The 17,804-nt window shown below is 66.6% G+C and carries 14 protein-coding genes; 9 read left to right on the top strand and 5 right to left on the bottom strand.

Translation table 11 applies throughout. The features are described from left to right. Window positions 1–45: 45 nt before the first annotated feature. A complete protein-coding gene (locus ACTJI4_RS17230) occupies window positions 46–4,914 on the top strand; it encodes an alpha-2-macroglobulin family protein (protein ID WP_440870064.1) in 4,869 nt (1,622 codons plus the stop codon). A gap of 52 nt (window positions 4,915–4,966) precedes the next feature. Further along, the gene (gene pbpC / locus ACTJI4_RS17225; protein WP_440870043.1) at window positions 4,967–7,342 is read left to right on the top strand and encodes a penicillin-binding protein 1C; all 2,376 of its coding nucleotides are present in this window, start codon (window positions 4,967–4,969) and stop codon (window positions 7,340–7,342) included. A gap of 27 nt (window positions 7,343–7,369) precedes the next feature. Here the strand turns inward: pbpC and ACTJI4_RS17220 are convergent, their stop codons facing one another. Next, entirely contained in the window at window positions 7,370–7,963 is a 594-nt protein-coding gene (locus ACTJI4_RS17220; RefSeq protein WP_392920588.1) for a ferritin-like domain-containing protein, read from the bottom strand. Window positions 7,964–7,997: 34 nt separating this feature from the next. Beyond that, complete coding sequence (locus tag ACTJI4_RS17215) at window positions 7,998–8,480, bottom strand: peroxiredoxin (protein ID WP_392920585.1); 483 nt, start codon at window positions 8,478–8,480, stop codon at window positions 7,998–8,000. 278 nt (window positions 8,481–8,758) lie between these two features. On the opposite strand from ACTJI4_RS17215, the gene ACTJI4_RS17210 reads away from it, so the two are divergent. Then, window positions 8,759–9,655: a DnaJ C-terminal domain-containing protein gene (locus ACTJI4_RS17210; RefSeq protein ID WP_392920582.1), complete on the top strand. Its 897-nt coding sequence runs from the start codon at window positions 8,759–8,761 to the stop codon at window positions 9,653–9,655. Window positions 9,656–9,740: 85 nt separating this feature from the next. Here the strand turns inward: ACTJI4_RS17210 and pilH are convergent, their stop codons facing one another. Both pilH and ACTJI4_RS17200 read right to left on the bottom strand, forming a co-directional pair. Beyond that, entirely contained in the window at window positions 9,741–10,124 is a 384-nt protein-coding gene (gene pilH / locus ACTJI4_RS17205; RefSeq protein ID WP_440870042.1) for a twitching motility response regulator PilH, read from the bottom strand. Between the two features lie 89 nt (window positions 10,125–10,213). After that, entirely contained in the window at window positions 10,214–11,209 is a 996-nt protein-coding gene (locus tag ACTJI4_RS17200; protein ID WP_440870041.1) for a YhdH/YhfP family quinone oxidoreductase, read from the bottom strand. Window positions 11,210–11,378: 169 nt separating this feature from the next. On the opposite strand from ACTJI4_RS17200, the gene hflK reads away from it, so the two are divergent. The 6 genes from hflK to ACTJI4_RS17170 all read left to right on the top strand — a co-directional run bounded on the left by hflK (window position 11,379) and on the right by ACTJI4_RS17170 (window position 17,008). Then, window positions 11,379–12,521 carry an FtsH protease activity modulator HflK gene (gene hflK, locus ACTJI4_RS17195; RefSeq protein WP_392920573.1) on the top strand — a complete coding sequence of 381 codons (1,143 nt, stop codon included), beginning with the start codon at window positions 11,379–11,381 and terminating at the stop codon, window positions 12,519–12,521. Further along, on the top strand, window positions 12,518–13,381 hold the full coding sequence (hflC, locus tag ACTJI4_RS17190; RefSeq protein ID WP_392920570.1) for a protease modulator HflC: 864 nt from the start codon (window positions 12,518–12,520) through the stop codon (window positions 13,379–13,381). Before hflK ends, hflC begins: the two co-directional genes overlap by 4 nt. Before the next feature lie 218 nt (window positions 13,382–13,599). After that, complete coding sequence (locus tag ACTJI4_RS17185; RefSeq protein ID WP_306987747.1) at window positions 13,600–14,892, top strand: adenylosuccinate synthase; 1,293 nt, start codon at window positions 13,600–13,602, stop codon at window positions 14,890–14,892. Between the two features lie 293 nt (window positions 14,893–15,185). After that, window positions 15,186–15,443: a transcriptional regulator gene (locus tag ACTJI4_RS17180; protein WP_392920564.1), complete on the top strand. Its 258-nt coding sequence runs from the start codon at window positions 15,186–15,188 to the stop codon at window positions 15,441–15,443. After that, window positions 15,440–16,696, top strand: coding sequence for a HipA domain-containing protein (locus ACTJI4_RS17175; protein ID WP_392920561.1), 1,257 nt, complete (start codon window positions 15,440–15,442; stop codon window positions 16,694–16,696). The genes ACTJI4_RS17180 and ACTJI4_RS17175 overlap by 4 nt, the downstream gene beginning before the upstream one ends. 87 nt (window positions 16,697–16,783) lie before the next feature. Next, window positions 16,784–17,008 (top strand): hypothetical protein, encoded by a 225-nt coding sequence (locus ACTJI4_RS17170; protein WP_392920558.1) that lies wholly within the window; start codon window positions 16,784–16,786, stop codon window positions 17,006–17,008. A 27-nt stretch (window positions 17,009–17,035) separates the two neighbouring features. On the opposite strand, the gene ACTJI4_RS17165 is transcribed toward ACTJI4_RS17170, so the two are convergent. Further along, a complete protein-coding gene (locus tag ACTJI4_RS17165; protein ID WP_440870040.1) occupies window positions 17,036–17,575 on the bottom strand; it encodes a hypothetical protein in 540 nt (179 codons plus the stop codon). Between the last annotated feature and the right edge of the window lie 229 nt (window positions 17,576–17,804).

The raw sequence follows: 17,804 nt of genomic DNA, 5'->3' as shown, positions 1-17,804 counted from the left end.
GCGCACCATCGGGTCGGGCAATGGAGCTGGAAAGGAATCCTGGGCATGGCGCTGGTCGCCGGCCTGGCACTGGGAGTCGGGGGCTGCAAGCGGAACGACAGCGGCCAGCTGCCGACGCCGTCCGGCGCGCCGATTGCCGCCAAGGCCGAAGCCGTCAGCGAGTTCACCCTGGTGCGGGCTTTCCCCGACCAGAAGAGCGACGGCCTGTCGCTGGCACTGGAGTTCTCGCGGCCGCTGGTCGGCACCCAGGATTTCGACAAGCTGGTCCGCTTCGGCGAGAAGGTCGGCACCGAGGACAGCAGCTGGACCCTGTCCGACGACGGCAAGACCCTGCGCTACCCGTTCGTGGAAGCGGCCAAGGAATACACCCTGATCGTTTCGGCGGACCTGCTGGCCGCCGACGGCAGCCGGATCGGCAAGGAATTGCGCCAGAAGGTGTTCAGCGGTGAGCTCAAGCCGGTAGCTGGCTTCGCCTCGCAGGGCAGCGTGCTGCCCGCGCGCGAAAGCCGCGGCCTGCCGGTGGTGTCGGTCAACGTGAAGGAAGTGGACGTGGAGTTCCTGCGCGTGCGCGACAAGGAACTCTCCCGCTTCTTCAGCCAGTACCAGCGCGGCGGCCGCCGTGGCAGCTGGGAGCTGGACAGCGAATACGGTGACAAGACTCCCATGTCGCAGCTGGCCGAGCCGGTCTACGTCAACCGCTTCGTGCTGGGCGGCAAGCAGAACGAGCGCGTGCTGACCTACCTGCCCACCCAGGACATCAAGGAGCTGCAGGAACCGGGCCTGTACTTCGCCGTGATGAAGCGCAGCGGCTCGTTCGACAGCGAGTTCGACACCGCCTTCTTCACCGTCAGCGACATTGGCCTGCACACCCGCGCCTACAAGGACACCCTGTTCGTGCACACCGCCTCGCTGCAGAGCGGGGCCGCGCTGAAGAAGATCGACCTGCGCATCATCGACGCCAAGGGCGAGGTGGTGCTCAAGGGCAGCACCGACGGCAACGGCAACGCGCTGCTCAACTACACGCTGGATGCGGGCCATGTGCTGATTGCCAGCAGTGGCGCCGATACCTCGATGCTGCCGTTCAACCAGCCGGCGCTGGACCTGAGCGAGTTCGCCGTGGCCGGTCGCGACAACGCCTGGTTCGACGTGTTCGCCTGGTCCGGCCGCGACCTGTACCGCCCCGGTGAAACCGTGCGCATTTCCGCGCTGCTGCGCGACAACGACGGCAAGCCGGTCAAGCCGCAGCCGGTGTTCCTGCGCCTGAAGCAGCCGGACGGCAAGACCTTCCGCGAAACCCGCCTGCAGCCGGGCGAGCAGGGGTATCTCAGCTTCGAACAGACCATCCCGGTGGAAGCGCCGACCGGGCGCTGGCAGGTGGAGTTCCGCACCAACCCGGCCAGCAAGGAAGCCATCCAGGGCATGACCCTGCGCATCGAGGAGTTCCTGCCCGAGCGCATGAAGCTGGACCTGGACAGCCCGCAGAAGACCCTCAAGCCGGGCGAACCGCTGAAGCTGCAGGCCGATGCGGCCTATCTGTATGGCGCGCCGGCCGACGGCAACCGATTCACCGCGCGCCTGGCCGTGGCGGCCGAACAGTCACCGGTGGAATCGCTGCCGGGCTACTTCTTCGGCGACCCGACTCTGGAACTGCCGCGCGAAGCGCGCGATGTGATCGATACCGAGTTCCCCGCCGACGGCAAGCTGCGCCAGGACGTGGAGCTGCCGGCCGAGGTCAAGGCCAGCGCCCCGGTGGCAGTGGTGCTGTCCGGCAGCGTGTATGAAACCGGGGGCCGCACGGTCAGCCGCACCCTGAAGCGGGTGCTGTGGCCGGCCCCGGTGCTGGTCGGCGTGCGCCCGCTGTTCAACCCCGAAGACGGCGCCGATGCCAACAGCAACGCCCGCTTTGAAGTCCTGCGCGTGGATGCGGCCGGCAAGCCGCAGCCGGGCAAGGGCCTGAAGGTCACCTTGGTGCGCGAGCTGCGCGATTACCACTGGACCTTCAACGACAACCGTTGGGATTATGACTTCAGCCGCCGCTTCGAGAACAAGGAAAGCCGTACGGTCGATGCCGGCAGCGCGGCGGTGGGCGTGGACTTCCCGGTGGAGTGGGGCGAGTACCGCCTGGATGTGTTCGACCCGGCTTCCGGGCTGACCAGCCGCTACCCGTTCCACGCCGGCTGGAGCTGGAACGACGAAAACCGGGGCCTGGATGCACGCCCGGACAAGATCAAGCTGGGCCTGGACAAGACCGGCTACAAGGCCGGCGACAAGGTGCGCGTGACCGTCACCCCGCCGCACGCCGGCAAGGGCGTGCTGATGGTTGAAAGCGACAAGATGCTGTACGTGCAGGAGATCGATGCCAAGCCGGGCAGCACCTTCGACATCCCGGTCACCGCCGAGTGGGAGCGCCACGACGTCTACATCACCGCGCTGGTGTTCCGCGGTGGCAGTGCGCCCAGCAAGATCACCCCGGCCCGCGCGGTCGGCGTGGTGCACGTGCCGATGGACCGCAAGGCACGCCAGATCGCGGTGGGGCTGTCGGCGCCCAAGCAGATGCGGCCGGAGCAGACCCTGCCGGTGACGGTGAGCGCGCCGCAGCTGGCGGGCAAGCTGGCGCATGTCACGGTGTCGGCAGTGGACGTGGGCATCCTCAACATCACCCGCTTCCCGGTGCCGGATGCGGCCGGCCACTTCTTCGCCCAGCGTCGCCTCGGCGTGGATGCGTACGACATCTACAGCCGCGTGATCGAAAGCTTCGATGGCAGCAGTGGCAAACTGAAGTTCGGTGGCGACATGGCCTTGGCCGCGTTGCCGCAGGCCAAGCGCCCCACCGCGCGCGTGCAGACCGTGGACCTGTTCTCCGGCCCGGTGAAACTGGATGCCAAGGGCATTGCCCGGATCGCGCTGAAGGTGCCGGATTTCAACGGCACCCTGCGCGTCTCCGCGCTGGTCTACGCCGATGACCAGTACGGCAAGCGCGATGTGGAAACCGTGGTGCGCGCGCCGATCCTGGCCGAAGCCAGCATGCCGCGCGTGCTGGCGCCGGGCGACCGCAGCACGGTCACCCTGGATGTGCAGAACTTCACCGGCAAGCCGGGCGAGTTCAAGGTGCAGGTGGACGGGTTGGGTCCGCTGACCCTGGGCGAGCCCAGCCGGGCGCTCAAGCTCAACACCGACGCCAAGAGCACGCTCAGCTTCCCGCTGGTGGCGCGCGAGGGCTATACCGTGGCCAAGGTGCGGGTGCGGGTGGAAGGCAACGGCTTCAAGGTCGACCGCCGCTATGACCTTCCGGTGCGTGCGGCGTGGCCGCAGGTACTGCGCGCGCAGACCCGCACGCTGGACCCGTTGGCCGACGTGGAGATGGGGGTCGGCCTGGCCGACGGCCTGATGAGCGATTCAGTCACTGCGCGCATGCTGGTCAGCGCGCTGCCGCCGATTCCGTTCGCCAGTGCGCTTGATGGGGCCTTGAAGTATCCATACGGCTGTGCCGAACAGACCACCAGCAAGGGCTACGCCGCGCTGATGCTCGATGAGGCCACTTCGGCCATGCTCGGTGCCGATGGCCTGGACGCCAGATCGCGCCGCGAACGCATGGAAGGCGCGTTCGGTCGCCTGGCGTCGATGCAGGTGGCCAACGGCAACTTCTCGATGTGGGGCGATGACGGCTATGTCAATCCGTGGCTGACCCCGTACATTGCCGAGTTTCTGCTCGATGCCAAGGACGCCGGGTTCGCCGTGCCAAATGGCGTGTTGCAGAAGGCGCTCAACCGCCTCAGCGAGGACCTGCTCTCTGGTGGCAACCAGTTCTACGGCGAAGACCGCCGCGAGAACCTGAAGTTCGCCAACCAGGCGTACTCGGGTTACGTGCTGGCGCGGGTCAACCGGGCCCCGCTGGGCACCCTGCGCGCGCTGTACGACAACGAACGCAGCAAGTCGCTCACTGGGCTGTCGCTGGTTCATCTGGGAATGGCGCTGTCACTGCAGGGCGATCACAAGCGCGGCGATGCGGCCATTGCGGCCGGCTTCGCCAAGCCCAGCAGCGAGCGTCCGCAGTACTTCGGCGATTACGGCAGCGCGGTGCGTGACGATGCGTTGATGATCGCGCTGCTGCACGAGCGCAAGCTGTCCAAGCCGGCCTACGACGCCCGCGCGGTGGAGCTGGGGCGTGCGCTGGATGCCCGCCGCAACAACGGCTGGATGTGGCTGAGCACACAGGAACAGGTGGCCATTGCCCGCCTCGGCAAGGCGCTGGCGGCCAACCAGACCAAGCAGGTATCCGGTGAGCTGGTCATCGGCGGCGAGGTGGACGCGATCGCCGCGCGCCGCATGTTCGGCCGCAGCTTCGACTACGCTGCGCTGGCCAAGGGCGTGCGGTTCAGCCCGAAGGGCGAGCCGCCGATGTTCGCCAGCCTGGAAGTGGCTGGCATTCCGCGCACTGCGCCGGAACCGGACAGCCGTACCCTGGGTGTCGAACGCAGCTGGTTCACCACCGACGGCAAGCCGTGGACGCCGCGGGCGCTGAAGGAGGGCGAAGCGCTGATCGTGCGGGTCAGCGTCACCCCGAACGTGGACATGCCCGATGCGTTGCTGACCGATCTTCTGCCGGCCGGGCTGGAGATCGAGAACTTCAACCTCGGCGATGCCAAGCAGTGGGCCGACGTGGTGGTCGATGGACTGCGTGTGGAAGACCGTGGTGAGGCGGCCACGCTGCGCCACGAAGAGTTCCGCGACGACCGCTACGTGGCCGCGCTCAAGCTGTCACGCGGCAGCACCGCCAAGGTGTTCTATCTGGTGCGTGCGGTGACCCCCGGCACCTATACCGTGCCGCCGCCGCTGGTCGAGGACATGTACCGCCCCGACCTGCGCGGGGTGGGGCGCAGCAACCCGACCACCCTGACGGTGGTCCAGCCGTGACCGATGGCGGGTCCCGGCCGATGCCGGGGCCCGCGATGCCGGCCGTACTGGAATGACAATCCTTCGCTCCCGACTGCAGTGGAACCGGTGGCGCCCCTGGCTGTGGCCTGCGCTGCGCTGGGGCACGGCGGCGCTGCTCGCGGTGCTGCTGGTGCTGGACCTGGCGTTCCCGCCGCCGCTGCCGCGGCAGCGCGACACCAGCACGCTGGTGGTCGCTGCCGATGGCACGCCCTTGCGTGCATTTGCCGACGCCGATGGCGTGTGGCGCTACCCGGCCTCGGCCAGCAGCGTGTCGCCGCTATACCTGCAGGTCCTGCTGAACTACGAGGACCGCTGGTTCTGGCGGCACCCCGGGGTCAATCCGTGGGCGTTGCTGCGTGCAGGCAAGCAGTGGGTGCTGGAACGGCGGATCGTTTCCGGCGGCTCCACCCTGACCATGCAGGTGGCGCGCATCCTCGACCCGCACACGCGCACGCCGTGGGGCAAGGCCAAGCAGCTGCTGCGCGCGGTGCAGCTGGAACTGCACCTGGACAAGGCGCAGATCCTTGCGCTGTACCTGGAGCGCGCGCCGTACGGCGGCACCATCGAAGGCGTGGAAGCGGCCAGCTGGGCGTATCTGGGAAAACCGGCGGCGCAACTGTCGCATGCCGAAGCCGCGCTTCTGGCGGTACTGCCGCAGTCGCCCAGCCGGCTGCGCCCGGACCGCCACCCGGAGGCGGCACGGGCTGCGCGCGACAAGGTGCTCGAACGCATGGTCGCGTTGGGCGTATGGACCCGCGAGGAGGTGGACGACGCCCGCATCGAGGCGGTGGTGACCCGCGCGCTGCAGCCGCCGCTGCACGCGGCCCTGCTGGCGCAGCGGCTGCACGCCGCGCAGCCGCGTGCAGCACGCATCCAGAGCACGCTGGACAGCGGGCTGCAACGCACGCTCGAAGAACGCGTGGCGTCGTACTTTTCGCAGCTGCCCGAGCGCACCTCGGCCGCGCTGCTGGTGGTGGACAACCGCACGCTCGAGGCACGGGCCTACGTCGGTTCGGTGGCGTTCGGCGACAAGCAGCGGCTGGGGCACGTGGACATGGTGCAGGCCTGGCGTTCGCCGGGTTCCACGCTCAAGCCGTTCCTGTATGGCATGGCCATCGATGACGGCCTGATCCACTCTGAAAGCCTGATGGTGGATGCACCACAGAGCTTCGCCGGGTACCGCCCGGGCAACTTCGATGCGGCCTTCAATGGGCCGGTCAGTGCCGCTACGGCATTGCGTTTGTCGCTCAACGTGCCGGCGGTGGATCTGCTGGACCGGGTCGGCTCGGCGCGCTTTGCCGCCCGCCTGTCGCATGCCGGCATCACCCTGCGCTTTCCGCACGGCAGTACGCCCAACCTGTCGCTGATCCTGGGCGGCACCGGCGCGCGGCTGGAGGACCTGGTCGGCACGTTCGCCGCGTTCAACCGCAACGGCATTGCCGGCCGCGTGCGCTATACGCCCGACGATGCGGTGATCGAGCGGCGGCTGATGTCGCCGGGCGCTGCATGGATCACCCGCGAAGTGCTCGAATCCAACCCTCGGCCGGGGTATGGCGCGGGCACCTTCGATGTGACCGGGCGCCCGCGGGTGGCCTGGAAAACCGGCACCAGCTACGGCTACCGCGATGCCTGGGCGATCGGCACCACCCGCCATTACACGGTAGGCGTGTGGGTGGGGCGACCGGACGGCACGCCGCTGCCCGGCCAGTATGGCGCGGTCACCGCATTGCCGCTGATGTTCGAAGTAGTCGACAGCCTGCCGCGCCAGCGTGGGGATGCGGCCGCTGCACCGCTGCCAGCCAACGTTACCCAGACGGAGGTGTGCTGGCCGACCGGCGAACGCGCGGAAAACACCCCGCCCGCGCTCTGCCAGCGACGCCTGCAGGCCTACGTGCTCGATGACGTGGTGCCGCCGACGTTCGCCGAGCGCGGTGCCCGGCTGTGGCAGGCCGGCCGGCAGACATTCGACGTGGATGCCCGCACCGGTTTGCGGCTGTCACCGGAATGCGCATTGCCGCACGAGGCGCAGCAGCGTGAAATCGCACGCTGGCCGGCACTGGTTTCGCCGTGGCTGCCACTGGCGCAACGCCAGGCCGCGCAGTTGCCGGCGTTGTCGCCGGACTGCGGCGATGATGGCCGCAGCAGTGCGGGCAGCCTGCATATCGAAGGCCTGAACGACCGCGCCACGCTGGCGCGCGCGCCCAATGCCGAACACGGCGTGCGGCTCCAGCTGCGTGCACTGGGCAGCGAGCAATCGGTGGACTGGTTGCTGGATGACCGCTGGATCGCACGCAGCGAAGGCGCGCGCAGCTTCCAGCGCGATTTCGACGAAGCCGGCGAACACACCCTCACCGCGCTCGCCGCCGATGGTGCCTGGACCCAGGTGCGGTTCCGGATCCTGCACTAGTGGGCCGACCGGCGATCGGCGCGAGGCCTACTCGCCGATCCACCCTTCCAGCAGATCAGCGAACTCGTCGGCGTGCTCTTCTTCCTGGGCGAGGATTTCTTCCAGGATCCGCTTGGTGGTGGTGTCCTTGTCGCCCACGAAGTTGATCATTTCCCGATAGCTGTCGATGGCGATGCGCTCGGCGATCAGGTTCTCGCGCACCATGTCGCGAAGATCCTTGCCTTCCTTGTACTCGGCATGCGAACGCTGGGTCAGCGTGGCCGGGTTGAGGTCCGGTTCGCCGCCCAGCTGCACGATGCGTTCGGCCAGCTTGCCCGCATGCGCCTGTTCCTGCTGCGCGTGCTCGAGGAACTCGCCCTTGACCGCGTCGGCCAGCATTCCCTTGGCCATGAAGTAGTGGCGGTAGTAGCGCAGCACGCACACATACTCGGTGGCAAGTGCATCGTTGAGCAGCTTGATCACGGCTTCGCGGTCGGCCGTGTAGCTGTCGGTGATGGCGCCGTCTTCGATGTCTTTGCGGGCCTTGGCGCGCAACGTAGCGGTATCGCTGATGCCCGGCGGCCGACCGCGGCTTTCGTTGGAGGAGGGAGTGTTCGACTGCTGCTTGGCTGGCTTTGACATGGCTGGCCGGGTTCCTTTTGTTGCGTGAAAGGGATCAGCTGGGCAGGTGCGCCAGCACGTACTGCGCCGAAGAGACGTCGAACCTGCCGGGCTCTTCGATGAAGGTGTCGCGCACCACGCCGTCTTCGACATACAGCGCGAAGCGGCGGGACCGCATGCCCATGCCGGAACTGCTGGCATCCAGTTCCAGGCCGAGCGCACGGGTGAATTCGCCGTTGCCATCGGACAGCAGCTGCAGGCCGTCGGGCACCTGCTGGCTTTCGCCCCAGGCCTTCATCACGAACGGGTCGTTGACCGCCATGCAGAACACGTCAATGCCACGGTGGCGGAAATCGGCAAAATGCGCCACGAAGCCGGGCAGGTGCTGGGCCGAGCAGGTCGGGGTGAAGGCACCCGGCACGGCGAACAGAACCGCCTTTCGACCCTCGAACAGGGCATGCGTGTCCAAGGTCTCCATGCCCTCGCGGATGCGCTTGAGGGTGACTTCGGGAATGCGGTCGCCAACGTGGATGGTCATGGGAGCTCCGGGTTCAAGGGCAGGGTAGTGAGGGCGATGGAAGGGCGGCGTCAAAATGTTGAAACCGGCCTGTTCATTCCCATATCGGGAGCCGGCGCGGCCCGTCGGCGATGGGTCGGGACCGGCCGTTGGTCGAATTAATGCCACCGTAGCCAATGAGCCAGACTGCTGCATTGCGCAGGATCATCCGCCCGATCACGGCGACCGGGCTGGCAGCCGCTAGAATTGCGCGACGGCGCCCGCTGGCCCCGGCGGCCGAACTTATTCGAGGTGTATGGATGGAATTCAAGGATTACTACGCCACGCTGGGTGTGGAACCCAGCGCGGGCGATGCCGAAATCAAGACCGCCTACCGCCGGCTGGCGCGCAAGTACCACCCGGACGTGAGCAAGGAAACCGGCGCGGAAGAGAAGTTCAAGGCGGTCAACGAGGCCTACGAGGCGCTGCGTGATCCGCAGAAGCGCGCGGCCTACGACCAGCTCAAGGCCCAGGGCTACCGCCCGGGCGAGGAGTTCCATGCCCCGCCGAACTATGGCGGCGCGCAGGGCTTCGATTTCGAGGAAGTGTTCGGCGGCGGCGCCGGTGGTGGTGGTTTCAGCGACTTCTTCGAGAGCCTGTTCGCCCGCCAGCGCGGCGGCGGTGCAGGCCGGGCCAGCGGCTTTGGCGGCACCGGGGCTGGCCCGCAGCCGGTCCGCGACACCCGCGCCAAGCTGTCGGTGCCGCTGGAGGCGGCCTATGGCGGCGACAGCCTGCGCATCACCGTCAACGGCAAGCAGCTGGATGTGCGCGTGCCCAAGGGCATCCGTCCGGGCCAGGTGATCCGGCTGGGCGGGCAGGGCACCAACGGCGGCAACCTGCTGCTGGAAGTGGAATATGCCGCGCACCCGCAGTTCGAGGTCGACGGCCGCAATATCCTGTACACGCTGGATGTCACCCCGTGGCAGGCCGCACTGGGGACCTCGATCAGCGTGCCTACCCTGGGTGGGGCGGTTGAACTGAAGGTGCCGGCCGGTTCGGATGCCGGGCGCAAGCTGCGCCTGCGTGGCCGCGGCCTGCCGGGCAACCCTGATGGCGATCAGATCGTGGAAATCGAGATCATCGCGCCGGCGCCGACCGATGAGGCGCAGAAGAAGGCCTACAGGGCGCTGGCCAAGGCGTTCGGCGAAAAAATCTGATGGATCCGGGGTACCGACCAACGGTCGGTACTACCGGGGCATCGCGGCAGGTATCGACCGTTGGTCGATACGGCACCGCCGGCGATCAAGCCGCCGGCGGTTCCTTGCTGCTGAACACCCGCTCCAGCACTTCGGACAGCTCGTCTTCGGAGAACGGCTTGGTGATGTAGGCCTTGGCCCCCTGGCGCATGCCCCACATGCGGTCGGTGTCCTGGTCCTTGGTGGTCACCAGGATCACGGGGATGTGCCTGGTGGTGGCTTCGCGCGCGAGCGTGCGGGTGGCCTGGAACCCGTTGAGGTTGGGCATCACCACATCCATCAGCACCAGGTCAGGAAGCTCGGCCTTGGCCACCTCGACCCCGGCGGCGCCGTCTTCGGCGGTCAACGTCTCGTGCCCCAGCTTCTCGACGATGCGCTTGATTGCCAGCTGCTGCGACTGCGAATCGTCGACGATCAGAATGCGTGCCATGTTGTTCCCCGTGTGATGCCCGCAGTGTAGAGCGGCGCCCGTGTCATCGTGAAGCATCCGCCGCGCCGTCCGTCGCCCAGCTGCAACGCTCAGTCGATCCGCACCACGGTGCGGCCCAGCGCGCCGCCGGCCAGCATCCGCTTGAACGCGGCCGGCAATGCATCCAGCCCGATCTCGCCGGTACAGATCGCGTCCAGGTGACGCGGCTTCCACTCACCGCCCAGCTTCTTCCAGACCTGCTCGCGCAGCACCCGGGGTGCCGAAGACGACGACACGCCCAGCAGCGACACGCCCCGGATGATGAACGGCATCACCGTCATGTCCAGCACCGGGCTGGCGGCCAGGCCTGCGCTCACCACGCTGCCGTAGGGCGCGGTCTGGGCCAGCAGGCTGGCCAGCATCGGCCCGCCGGCATTGTCGAGGCCGCCACCGAAGCGGGCCGACGCCATCGGCTTGGTCGTGGCCAGGCTGTCGCGCGCCAATACCTCGTGGGCGCCGAGCCCGCGCAGGTAGTCGGCCTGGTCGGCCTTGCCGCTGATCGCGTGGACCTCGAACCCGGCGCGGCTGAAGATGTCCACGGCCAGCGATCCGACCCCGCCGGTGGCACCGGTCACGGCCAGTGGACCGTGGTCCGGGGTGAGACGGTTGTCGAGCATGCGCAGCAGGGCCAGCGCGGCGGTGAAACCTGCAGTGCCCACGATCATCGCCTCGCGCGCGCCGAGCCCGGGCGGGCGCGCGATCACCGCACTGGATTGCAGCCTTACGTACTGGCTGTACCCGCCATCGCGGGTTTCGCTGAGGCCGCAGCCGGTGGCCAGCACCGCATCGCCCTCGCGCCAGGCCGGGTCGGTGGAGGCGACCACCGTGCCGGCCACGTCGATCCCGCCCACCAGCGGGAAGCGGCGCAGGATGCGCCCCTCGCCGGTGCCGGCCAAGGCATCCTTGTAGTTCACCGACGACCATTCCGCGCGGACCACCACCTCGCCCGGGTTGAGCTGGCCCAGGCCGATCGGCTCCAGGCCGCTGTGATGGCCCTGCTCGTCGTGGTGGATGCGGAAGGCGGTGAACCGGTCGGGGATCGCCATGGGGGTGGCCTGCAGGATGGGGGGTTCCACCTTACCGTGATGAATCGCGACCTGCGCCGGGTGGCCCCTTCCAATCCTGTCGGTCAGCCCCATCTAGTAGAATCGGGCGGGATTCAACGGTTGACGGTGCGGGACTGGCCCGCAGGCAACCTTTACTGATGGAGCGTGCATGGCCTGGAATACACCCGGCGGCAACAAGGGCGGACAGGGTTCCGACGAGAATCGACGAGGGCCGTTTGGTCCGCGCGGTGGCGGCGGTGGTGGCGGTTGGGGCGGGTTGCCCGGACCGCTCAAGGACCTGTTCGATGGCGGCATCCTGCGTTGGGTGGCGGTAGCGGTGGTCCTGCTGCTGCTGTTCTCCAGCTTCCAGCTGATCGGCGAACAGCAGCGCGGCGTGGTGCTGCGCTTTGGCCAGTTCTCGCGCATCCTGCAGCCCGGCCCGAACTTCAAGCTGCCCTGGCCGATCGAGTCGGTGACCAAGGTCAACGCGACCCAGATCAAGACCTTCAGCAGCGAAGTGCCGGTGCTGACCCGCGACGAGAACATCGTGCGCGTGTCGCTCAACGTGCAGTACCGCATCGACGACCCCCGCCTGTACCTGTTCGGCACGATCGCGGCCGACCAGGTGCTGGAGCAGGCCGCACAGAGCGCCGTTCGCGAACAGGTCGGCCGTGCCGACCTCAACGCCGTGCTCAACAACCGCGGTCCGCTGGCCGTGGTGGCGCAGGAGCGCCTGCAGGCCGCACTCAAGGCGTACCGCACCGGCCTGGTCGTGACCGGCCTGACCCTGCCCGATGCCCGTCCGCCGGAAGAGGTCAAGCCGGCCTTCGACGAGGTCAACGGTGCCCAGCAGGTCAAGGAACGCCTGATCAACGAAGCCCAGGCCTACGCGGCCAAGGTCGTGCCCGAAGCCCGTGGCCAGGCCTCGCGCGCCCGGACCACGGCCGAAGGCTTCAAGCAGGCCGTGGTTGCCCGCGCGCAGGGTGATGCCGAGCGCTTCAGCCTCCTGCAGGCCCAGTACAAGGACGCCCCGGAAGTCACCCGCAAGCGTCTGTGGCTGGAAACCGTCGAGAAGGTGCTGGCCGAAAACCGCAAGGTCATCGGCGGCGATGGCCGCCAGCTGATCTACGTGCCCATGCCCGACAACCGTGCCGGCACTGCCGCTGGCAACAGTGCGACCCCGCTGGTGACCCCGGAAGTGATGATGCCGTCGCTGCCGGCCAGCACCCCGGTCGACGGCGTGCGCAACGCCGAGCGCCCGACCACGCGCCCGACCACTCGACCGACCGGTAGCGAAGGAGCCATCCGATGAAGAGTCCGCTTTGGATTGGGCTGGCCGTTGCCGTCCTGCTGGGCCTGCTGGGCTCGGTGTTCGTGGTCCGTGAGGACCAGACCGCCATGGTGCTGAACCTGGGCAAAGTGGTCCGTTCCGACATCAAGCCCGGCCTGCACTTCAAGCTGCCGCTGGTGGAAACGGTGCGGGTGTTCGACCGCCGCTTCCAGGTGCTGGCCACCGCCCCGGCCCGTTACTTCACCGCCGAGCAGAAGGACGTCAGCGTCGACTTCTTCGCCATTGGCTACATCTCCGACGTGCGGGCGTACTTCCGTGCCACCGGCGGCGACGCCAGCGTGGCCTCGGCGCGCCTGGCACCGATCATCACCGACTCGCTGCGCAACCAGATCAACTCGCGTTCGTTGCAGCAGCTGGTGTCCGGCGACCGCAGTGAACTGATTGCCGGCCAGCTGACCGGCATCAACGAGGCGGTCAAAGGGTTGGGGATGCAGATCATCGACCTGCGCATCAAGCAGATCGACCTGCCGACCGACAGCCAGGTGATCAACGACGTCTACGAGCGCATGCGCGCCCAGCGCAAGCAGGAAGCGGCCAAGCTGCGTGCCGAGGGTGAAGAGCAGTCGCTCACCATCCGTGCCCAGGCCGACCGCGAAAGCACGGTGATCGTGGCCGAAGCCGAGCGCGACGCCCAGCGCCTGCGTGGTGCCGGCGACGCCGAAGCGGCCCGGATCTACGGCCAGGCCGGCTCGGCCGACCCGTCGTTCTTCTCGTTCTACCGCAGCCTGGAGGCCTACCGGAACTCCATGACCGACGGCAACGGGGTGATCGTGCTGGACAAGAACGACCCGTTCCTGCAGTACCTGAAGAACGACCGCTGACCGCCGGTTGAATCCGCCCCCCTGCAGGGTGGCGGTCGACCCCGGAAACCCGGATAATGCACAAAAGCCGGACGGGCCTCCCCGTTCGGCTTTTTCCGTGTCTGGGCCTGCCTTCGCCGACCGCTCCCCGATTGGAGCCGTCACCTCCGCGCTGGCCGGCCCTGCTACGGTTTACCCGTCCGCGGCCCCGATGGCCGCAACAATTCGAGGAGCCCGTCATGGGTCAGTCTGTCGTAGTGCTTGGTGCCCAGTGGGGCGATGAAGGCAAGGGCAAGATCGTCGATCTGCTCACCGAGGAAATCGGTGCCGTAGTGCGTTTCCAGGGGGGCCACAATGCCGGCCATACGCTTGTCATCAATGGCAAGAAGACCGTGCTGCACCTGATTCCGTCGGGCATCCTGCGTGAAGACGCGCTGTGCCTGATCGGCAACGGCGTGGTGATCTCGCCGGCCGCCCTGCAGAAGGAAATCGCCGAGCTGGAAACCTCTGGCGTGGAAGTGCGTTCGCGCCTGAAGATCTCCCCGGCCGCGCCGCTGATCATGCCGTACCACATCGCCCTGGACCAGGCGCGCGAACGCGCCGCCGGCGGCAAGGCGATCGGCACCACCGGCCGTGGCATCGGGCCGGCCTATGAAGACAAGGTGGCGCGCCGCGGCATCCGCATCGCCGACCTGCATTACCCGGCCCAGCTCGAAGAGCTCCTGCGCACCGCGCTGGATTACCACAACTTCGTGCTGACCAATTACCTCAAGACCGATGCGGTCGACTTCCAGAAGACCTACGACGAAGCCCTGGCCTTCGGCGAATACGTCCAGCCGATGAAGTCCGACGTGGCCGGCATCCTGCACGATCTGCGCAAGCAGGGTAAGCGCGTGCTGTTTGAAGGCGCGCAGGGCGCGCTGCTGGACATCGACCACGGCACTTACCCGTACGTCACCAGCTCCAACACCACCGTGGGCGGTGCGCTGGCCGGTGCCGGCGTCGGCGCCGACGCGATCGACTACGTGCTGGGCATCGCCAAGGCGTATGCCACGCGCGTGGGCGGCGGTCCGTTCCCGACCGAGCTGGACGACGAGATCGGCCAGGGCATCCGCGACCGCGGTGCCGAGTACGGCGCTTCCACCGGCCGTCCGCGTCGTTGCGGCTGGATGGACATCGTCGCGCTCAAGCGCGCCGTGGCCATCAACGGCATCAGCGGCCTGTGCATCACCAAGCTGGACGTGCTGGACGGCATGGAGAAGCTGAAGGTCTGCATTGCCTACGAATACCGTGGCAAGCGCACCGAATACGCACCGCTGGACGCGCAGGGCTGGGAAGAGTGCACCCCCGTGTACCTGGAATTCCCGGGCTGGAACGAGAACACCCACGGCATCACCGAATGGGACAAGCTGCCGGTGGCCGCCCGTGCCTACCTGCGCGCCCTGGAAGAGCTGGCCGGCTGCCCGATCAGCATCGTCTCCACCGGCCCGGACCGTGACCACACCATGGTCCTGCAGGACCCCTTCGCCTGATCCAGGCGCCGGGCCACCCCCGGCACCCCCCGGCGTAGTGCCAGGCCCTGCCTGGCAACCAGAAGCCCCGCGAAAGCGGGGCTTCTGCGTTTTCGAAGTGCTTCGAAAATGCCCAATTTGGGTAGAGGTCTACCCAATATGGGCATCCCGTCCACATTTCGAAGCTACTGTTTAGTTTTCGATGCTTCGCTCGGTGTTTGCCCTAAATTCGAAGCTACTGCTTAGAATTCGTTGCAAATAACCGTATCGCGCTGCATGATGTAAACAACTGCTTAGATTCGGTGGCAACGGCCGTGATCGACATCAAGGTGAAAACCCCCGGGGACATTGGCGAGATCATTCGCCGCGTCCGCCGCAACCAAGGTATCCGCCAGGACGACTTGGCTGCCTACATTGACTCCAGCCACGTTTTCATGCGCGATGCCGAACATGGAAAGCCTTCGGTGCAACTGGGAAGAGTGCTGCGTGCGCTGGACGAACTGGGCATCAAAGTGACCCTGCAGGTGCCCGACGCCTTCATGCAGCCTAAATCCAAGCGATTGGACAAATGAACATCCCCGCCCCACGCCTCTTGTGTGTCTGGCTGGATACCGAGCTTGTTGGTCGCCTTTCCGAACAGGGAAACCTGTGGCGATTCGACTACGACCCCGCATGGCAGGGCGGTGATTTGTCGCCTGCGATCCCGCGAGCTCAAGGCTCGATCATCGACGGCGCTTCGCTGCGCCCGATCCAGTGGTTCTTCAGCAACCTCTTGCCGGAGGAGGGCGCAAAGGTCCTTCTGGCTCGCGATGCACGCGTGGATGCTGCCGATAATTTTGGTCTGCTCCACTACTACGGCCGCGAGTCGGCAGGTGCGCTCACGCTGCTGCCAGACGGCGAGGGCATCGCACCGGCCGGCCTTGAGCCCTTGTCAGATGAGGCGCTCTCGCAGCGCATTCGCCGCCTTCCCCAAGTGCCCCTGAGCCACGATGCGCCCAAACGGATGTCCTTGGCTGGCGCCCAGCACAAGCTCGCCGTGACCCTGCGTGATGACCGGCTGTATGAGCCTGTCGGCTCGGAACCTTCCACCCACATCTTGAAGCCCGATCATCCGCAACTCGACCACTACTGGCAGACCACCATCAACGAGTGGTTCGTGATGCGGTTGGCGTCGGCCGTTGGAATGGATACTGCGGAAGCATCCATCAAGCGAGTTCCCGAGCCGGTTTACCTGGTACGTCGCTTTGACCGTACCTTCCGTACGCCCCCAGGCAGGTTGCAGGTGCTCGATGGGTGCCAGATGCTCTCGTTGGACGCCCTCTACAAATACAGCGAGGCGACCTCGGAAGCTTTCAATGCCCTGATCGATCTCTGTGTATCCAGGGCCGATACGCGCGCCAGGCTGTACCGGTGGTGGCTGTTCAACCTGGTCACCGGCAATTCCGATGCCCATCTGAAGAACCTCAGTTTCTTCGCCAGTTCAGACGGCTGGGTACTGGCGCCGCACTACGACTTGATCTGTACCAGCATCTACGCAGCTGGCAATGCCTGGGGCGATGATGTCCCGGTCACTCCACCGGGAGGCCTGCCTTACAACAGGCAGGACCGAGGTAGTGCCATCGCGTTTGGCTCAACCGTCGGCATCAACGCCCGTGCAGCAGAACGTGAGCTGGACTTCCTTCTCGAACGCATTAAAGCGCATGTCGGCAGACTCTACGACGAGTATGAAGCCGGCGCCGCTCACGGCGTTGATCCCGGAGAAGCTCGACTGCTCAGGGGGATCATCCATGGCCCAGTAAAAGAGATGCTCGCGCAGCTGCAGTAGGACATGCAGGGTTGAGCTCAACTTCCCATCATGGTTCCATCAATACCCACCGCCAAAGGCGTTGAACAACATAGGCAAGAAGGCCACATGGCTGGCAGGAATTTCGGGCTCACCAACATCTATCTGAAGTTGGGGCTGGGCATGATGCTGTTGGGGGCTGCGATCTTCGCGATTGGGGTAGTGCTGGGCCCGCGTATGGACCAGTTCCCATGGCTGGCAAATCTCGCCCTGGTGCTGATCCCCGGCGGCGTGGTGGTCTATGTGATCGGCCGCATCGCCAAGGCCGTTGCCGGATTGCGCTCAAGTCCCTGACCGGTGGCGCCACGCCGACTGATGCGGTCAGCGCATCTCAAACGAAGACTGCAGCGGAATAGTGACGTTGCGCAGCGTGTCGCGCACGGTGATCGCCACTGTCCAGGTCCCTTTGGGGTCGCCGGCTTCAGCAGTGAACTTCATTCCAACTGAAGACAGATAGACACTGTTGGGATCGGTATCGAGGTGGGTAACGAAGCAGGGCAGGTCATGCTCGTCGCCGCTCAGGCTGCCGTCGGGCCGGGTGATCCGCAGGTCGCAGCGCACCTGCGCCATGCCGGCGGCGTCCAGCTTCGGGTTGGTCAGGAAGGACAGGATGTAGAGCGAGCCGCCTTCCTTGACCTCGGTCGCCAGTTCGAAGCGAGGCACCCCGTTGACCGGGTTCTCCCACTTCTGTTGCCATTCCGGGTCCGCGGTAACCACCATCGACGCCGAGAAGCCTTCGCTGGATTTCGCCGAGGACGTATCGGGCAGGGCATTGCCCTGGCCATCATGGACGGCCGTCTGCGCCAGTGCGGACAACGGCATCAGCAGGGCCAACAAGGTCAGCGTTCGTGCAGATTTCATGTAGATGGCTCCCCTGTCCGCATCCTGCGGCGATGAGCGAGTATCGCCCATCCAACGCGCTGTTCGTCAAGGTTGTAGTCGCGTCGGGGCGCCGGATGGAGATGGCGCCGAGCTGATTGCGTCGCAGCGTAGATGGGCTGGGTTGGAAGTGGCAGCCGGGTGGTTGTGTCGATTGGGCCAGGCCGGGTGGTGCTGACGGTGGCACATGCGCCTGAAGGGGCGGCCTCGC

Origin of the sequence: Stenotrophomonas sp. 22385 (genome assembly GCF_052045085.1) — a bacterium.
GTDB lineage: Bacteria > Pseudomonadota > Gammaproteobacteria > Xanthomonadales > Xanthomonadaceae > Stenotrophomonas.
Note: the sequence above shows the minus strand (reverse complement) of the source record. Positions and strands in the feature narration are given on the sequence as shown.

Coding starts and splice junctions, on each gene's coding strand:
- hflK (WP_392920573.1), top strand. CDS start 11,379: ATGGCCTGGAATACACCCGGCGGCAACAAGGGCGGACAGGGTTCCGAC.
- ACTJI4_RS17210 (WP_392920582.1), top strand. CDS start 8,759: ATGGAATTCAAGGATTACTACGCCACGCTGGGTGTGGAACCCAGCGCG.
- ACTJI4_RS17215 (WP_392920585.1), bottom strand. CDS start 8,480: ATGACCATCCACGTTGGCGACCGCATTCCCGAAGTCACCCTCAAGCGC.
- pilH (WP_440870042.1), bottom strand. CDS start 10,124: ATGGCACGCATTCTGATCGTCGACGATTCGCAGTCGCAGCAGCTGGCA.
- ACTJI4_RS17185 (WP_306987747.1), top strand. CDS start 13,600: ATGGGTCAGTCTGTCGTAGTGCTTGGTGCCCAGTGGGGCGATGAAGGC.
- ACTJI4_RS17165 (WP_440870040.1), bottom strand. CDS start 17,575: ATGAAATCTGCACGAACGCTGACCTTGTTGGCCCTGCTGATGCCGTTG.
- ACTJI4_RS17200 (WP_440870041.1), bottom strand. CDS start 11,209: ATGGCGATCCCCGACCGGTTCACCGCCTTCCGCATCCACCACGACGAG.
- ACTJI4_RS17230 (WP_440870064.1), top strand. CDS start 46: ATGGCGCTGGTCGCCGGCCTGGCACTGGGAGTCGGGGGCTGCAAGCGG.
- ACTJI4_RS17175 (WP_392920561.1), top strand. CDS start 15,440: ATGAACATCCCCGCCCCACGCCTCTTGTGTGTCTGGCTGGATACCGAG.
- ACTJI4_RS17170 (WP_392920558.1), top strand. CDS start 16,784: ATGGCTGGCAGGAATTTCGGGCTCACCAACATCTATCTGAAGTTGGGG.
- ACTJI4_RS17220 (WP_392920588.1), bottom strand. CDS start 7,963: ATGTCAAAGCCAGCCAAGCAGCAGTCGAACACTCCCTCCTCCAACGAA.
- pbpC (WP_440870043.1), top strand. CDS start 4,967: ATGACAATCCTTCGCTCCCGACTGCAGTGGAACCGGTGGCGCCCCTGG.
- hflC (WP_392920570.1), top strand. CDS start 12,518: ATGAAGAGTCCGCTTTGGATTGGGCTGGCCGTTGCCGTCCTGCTGGGC.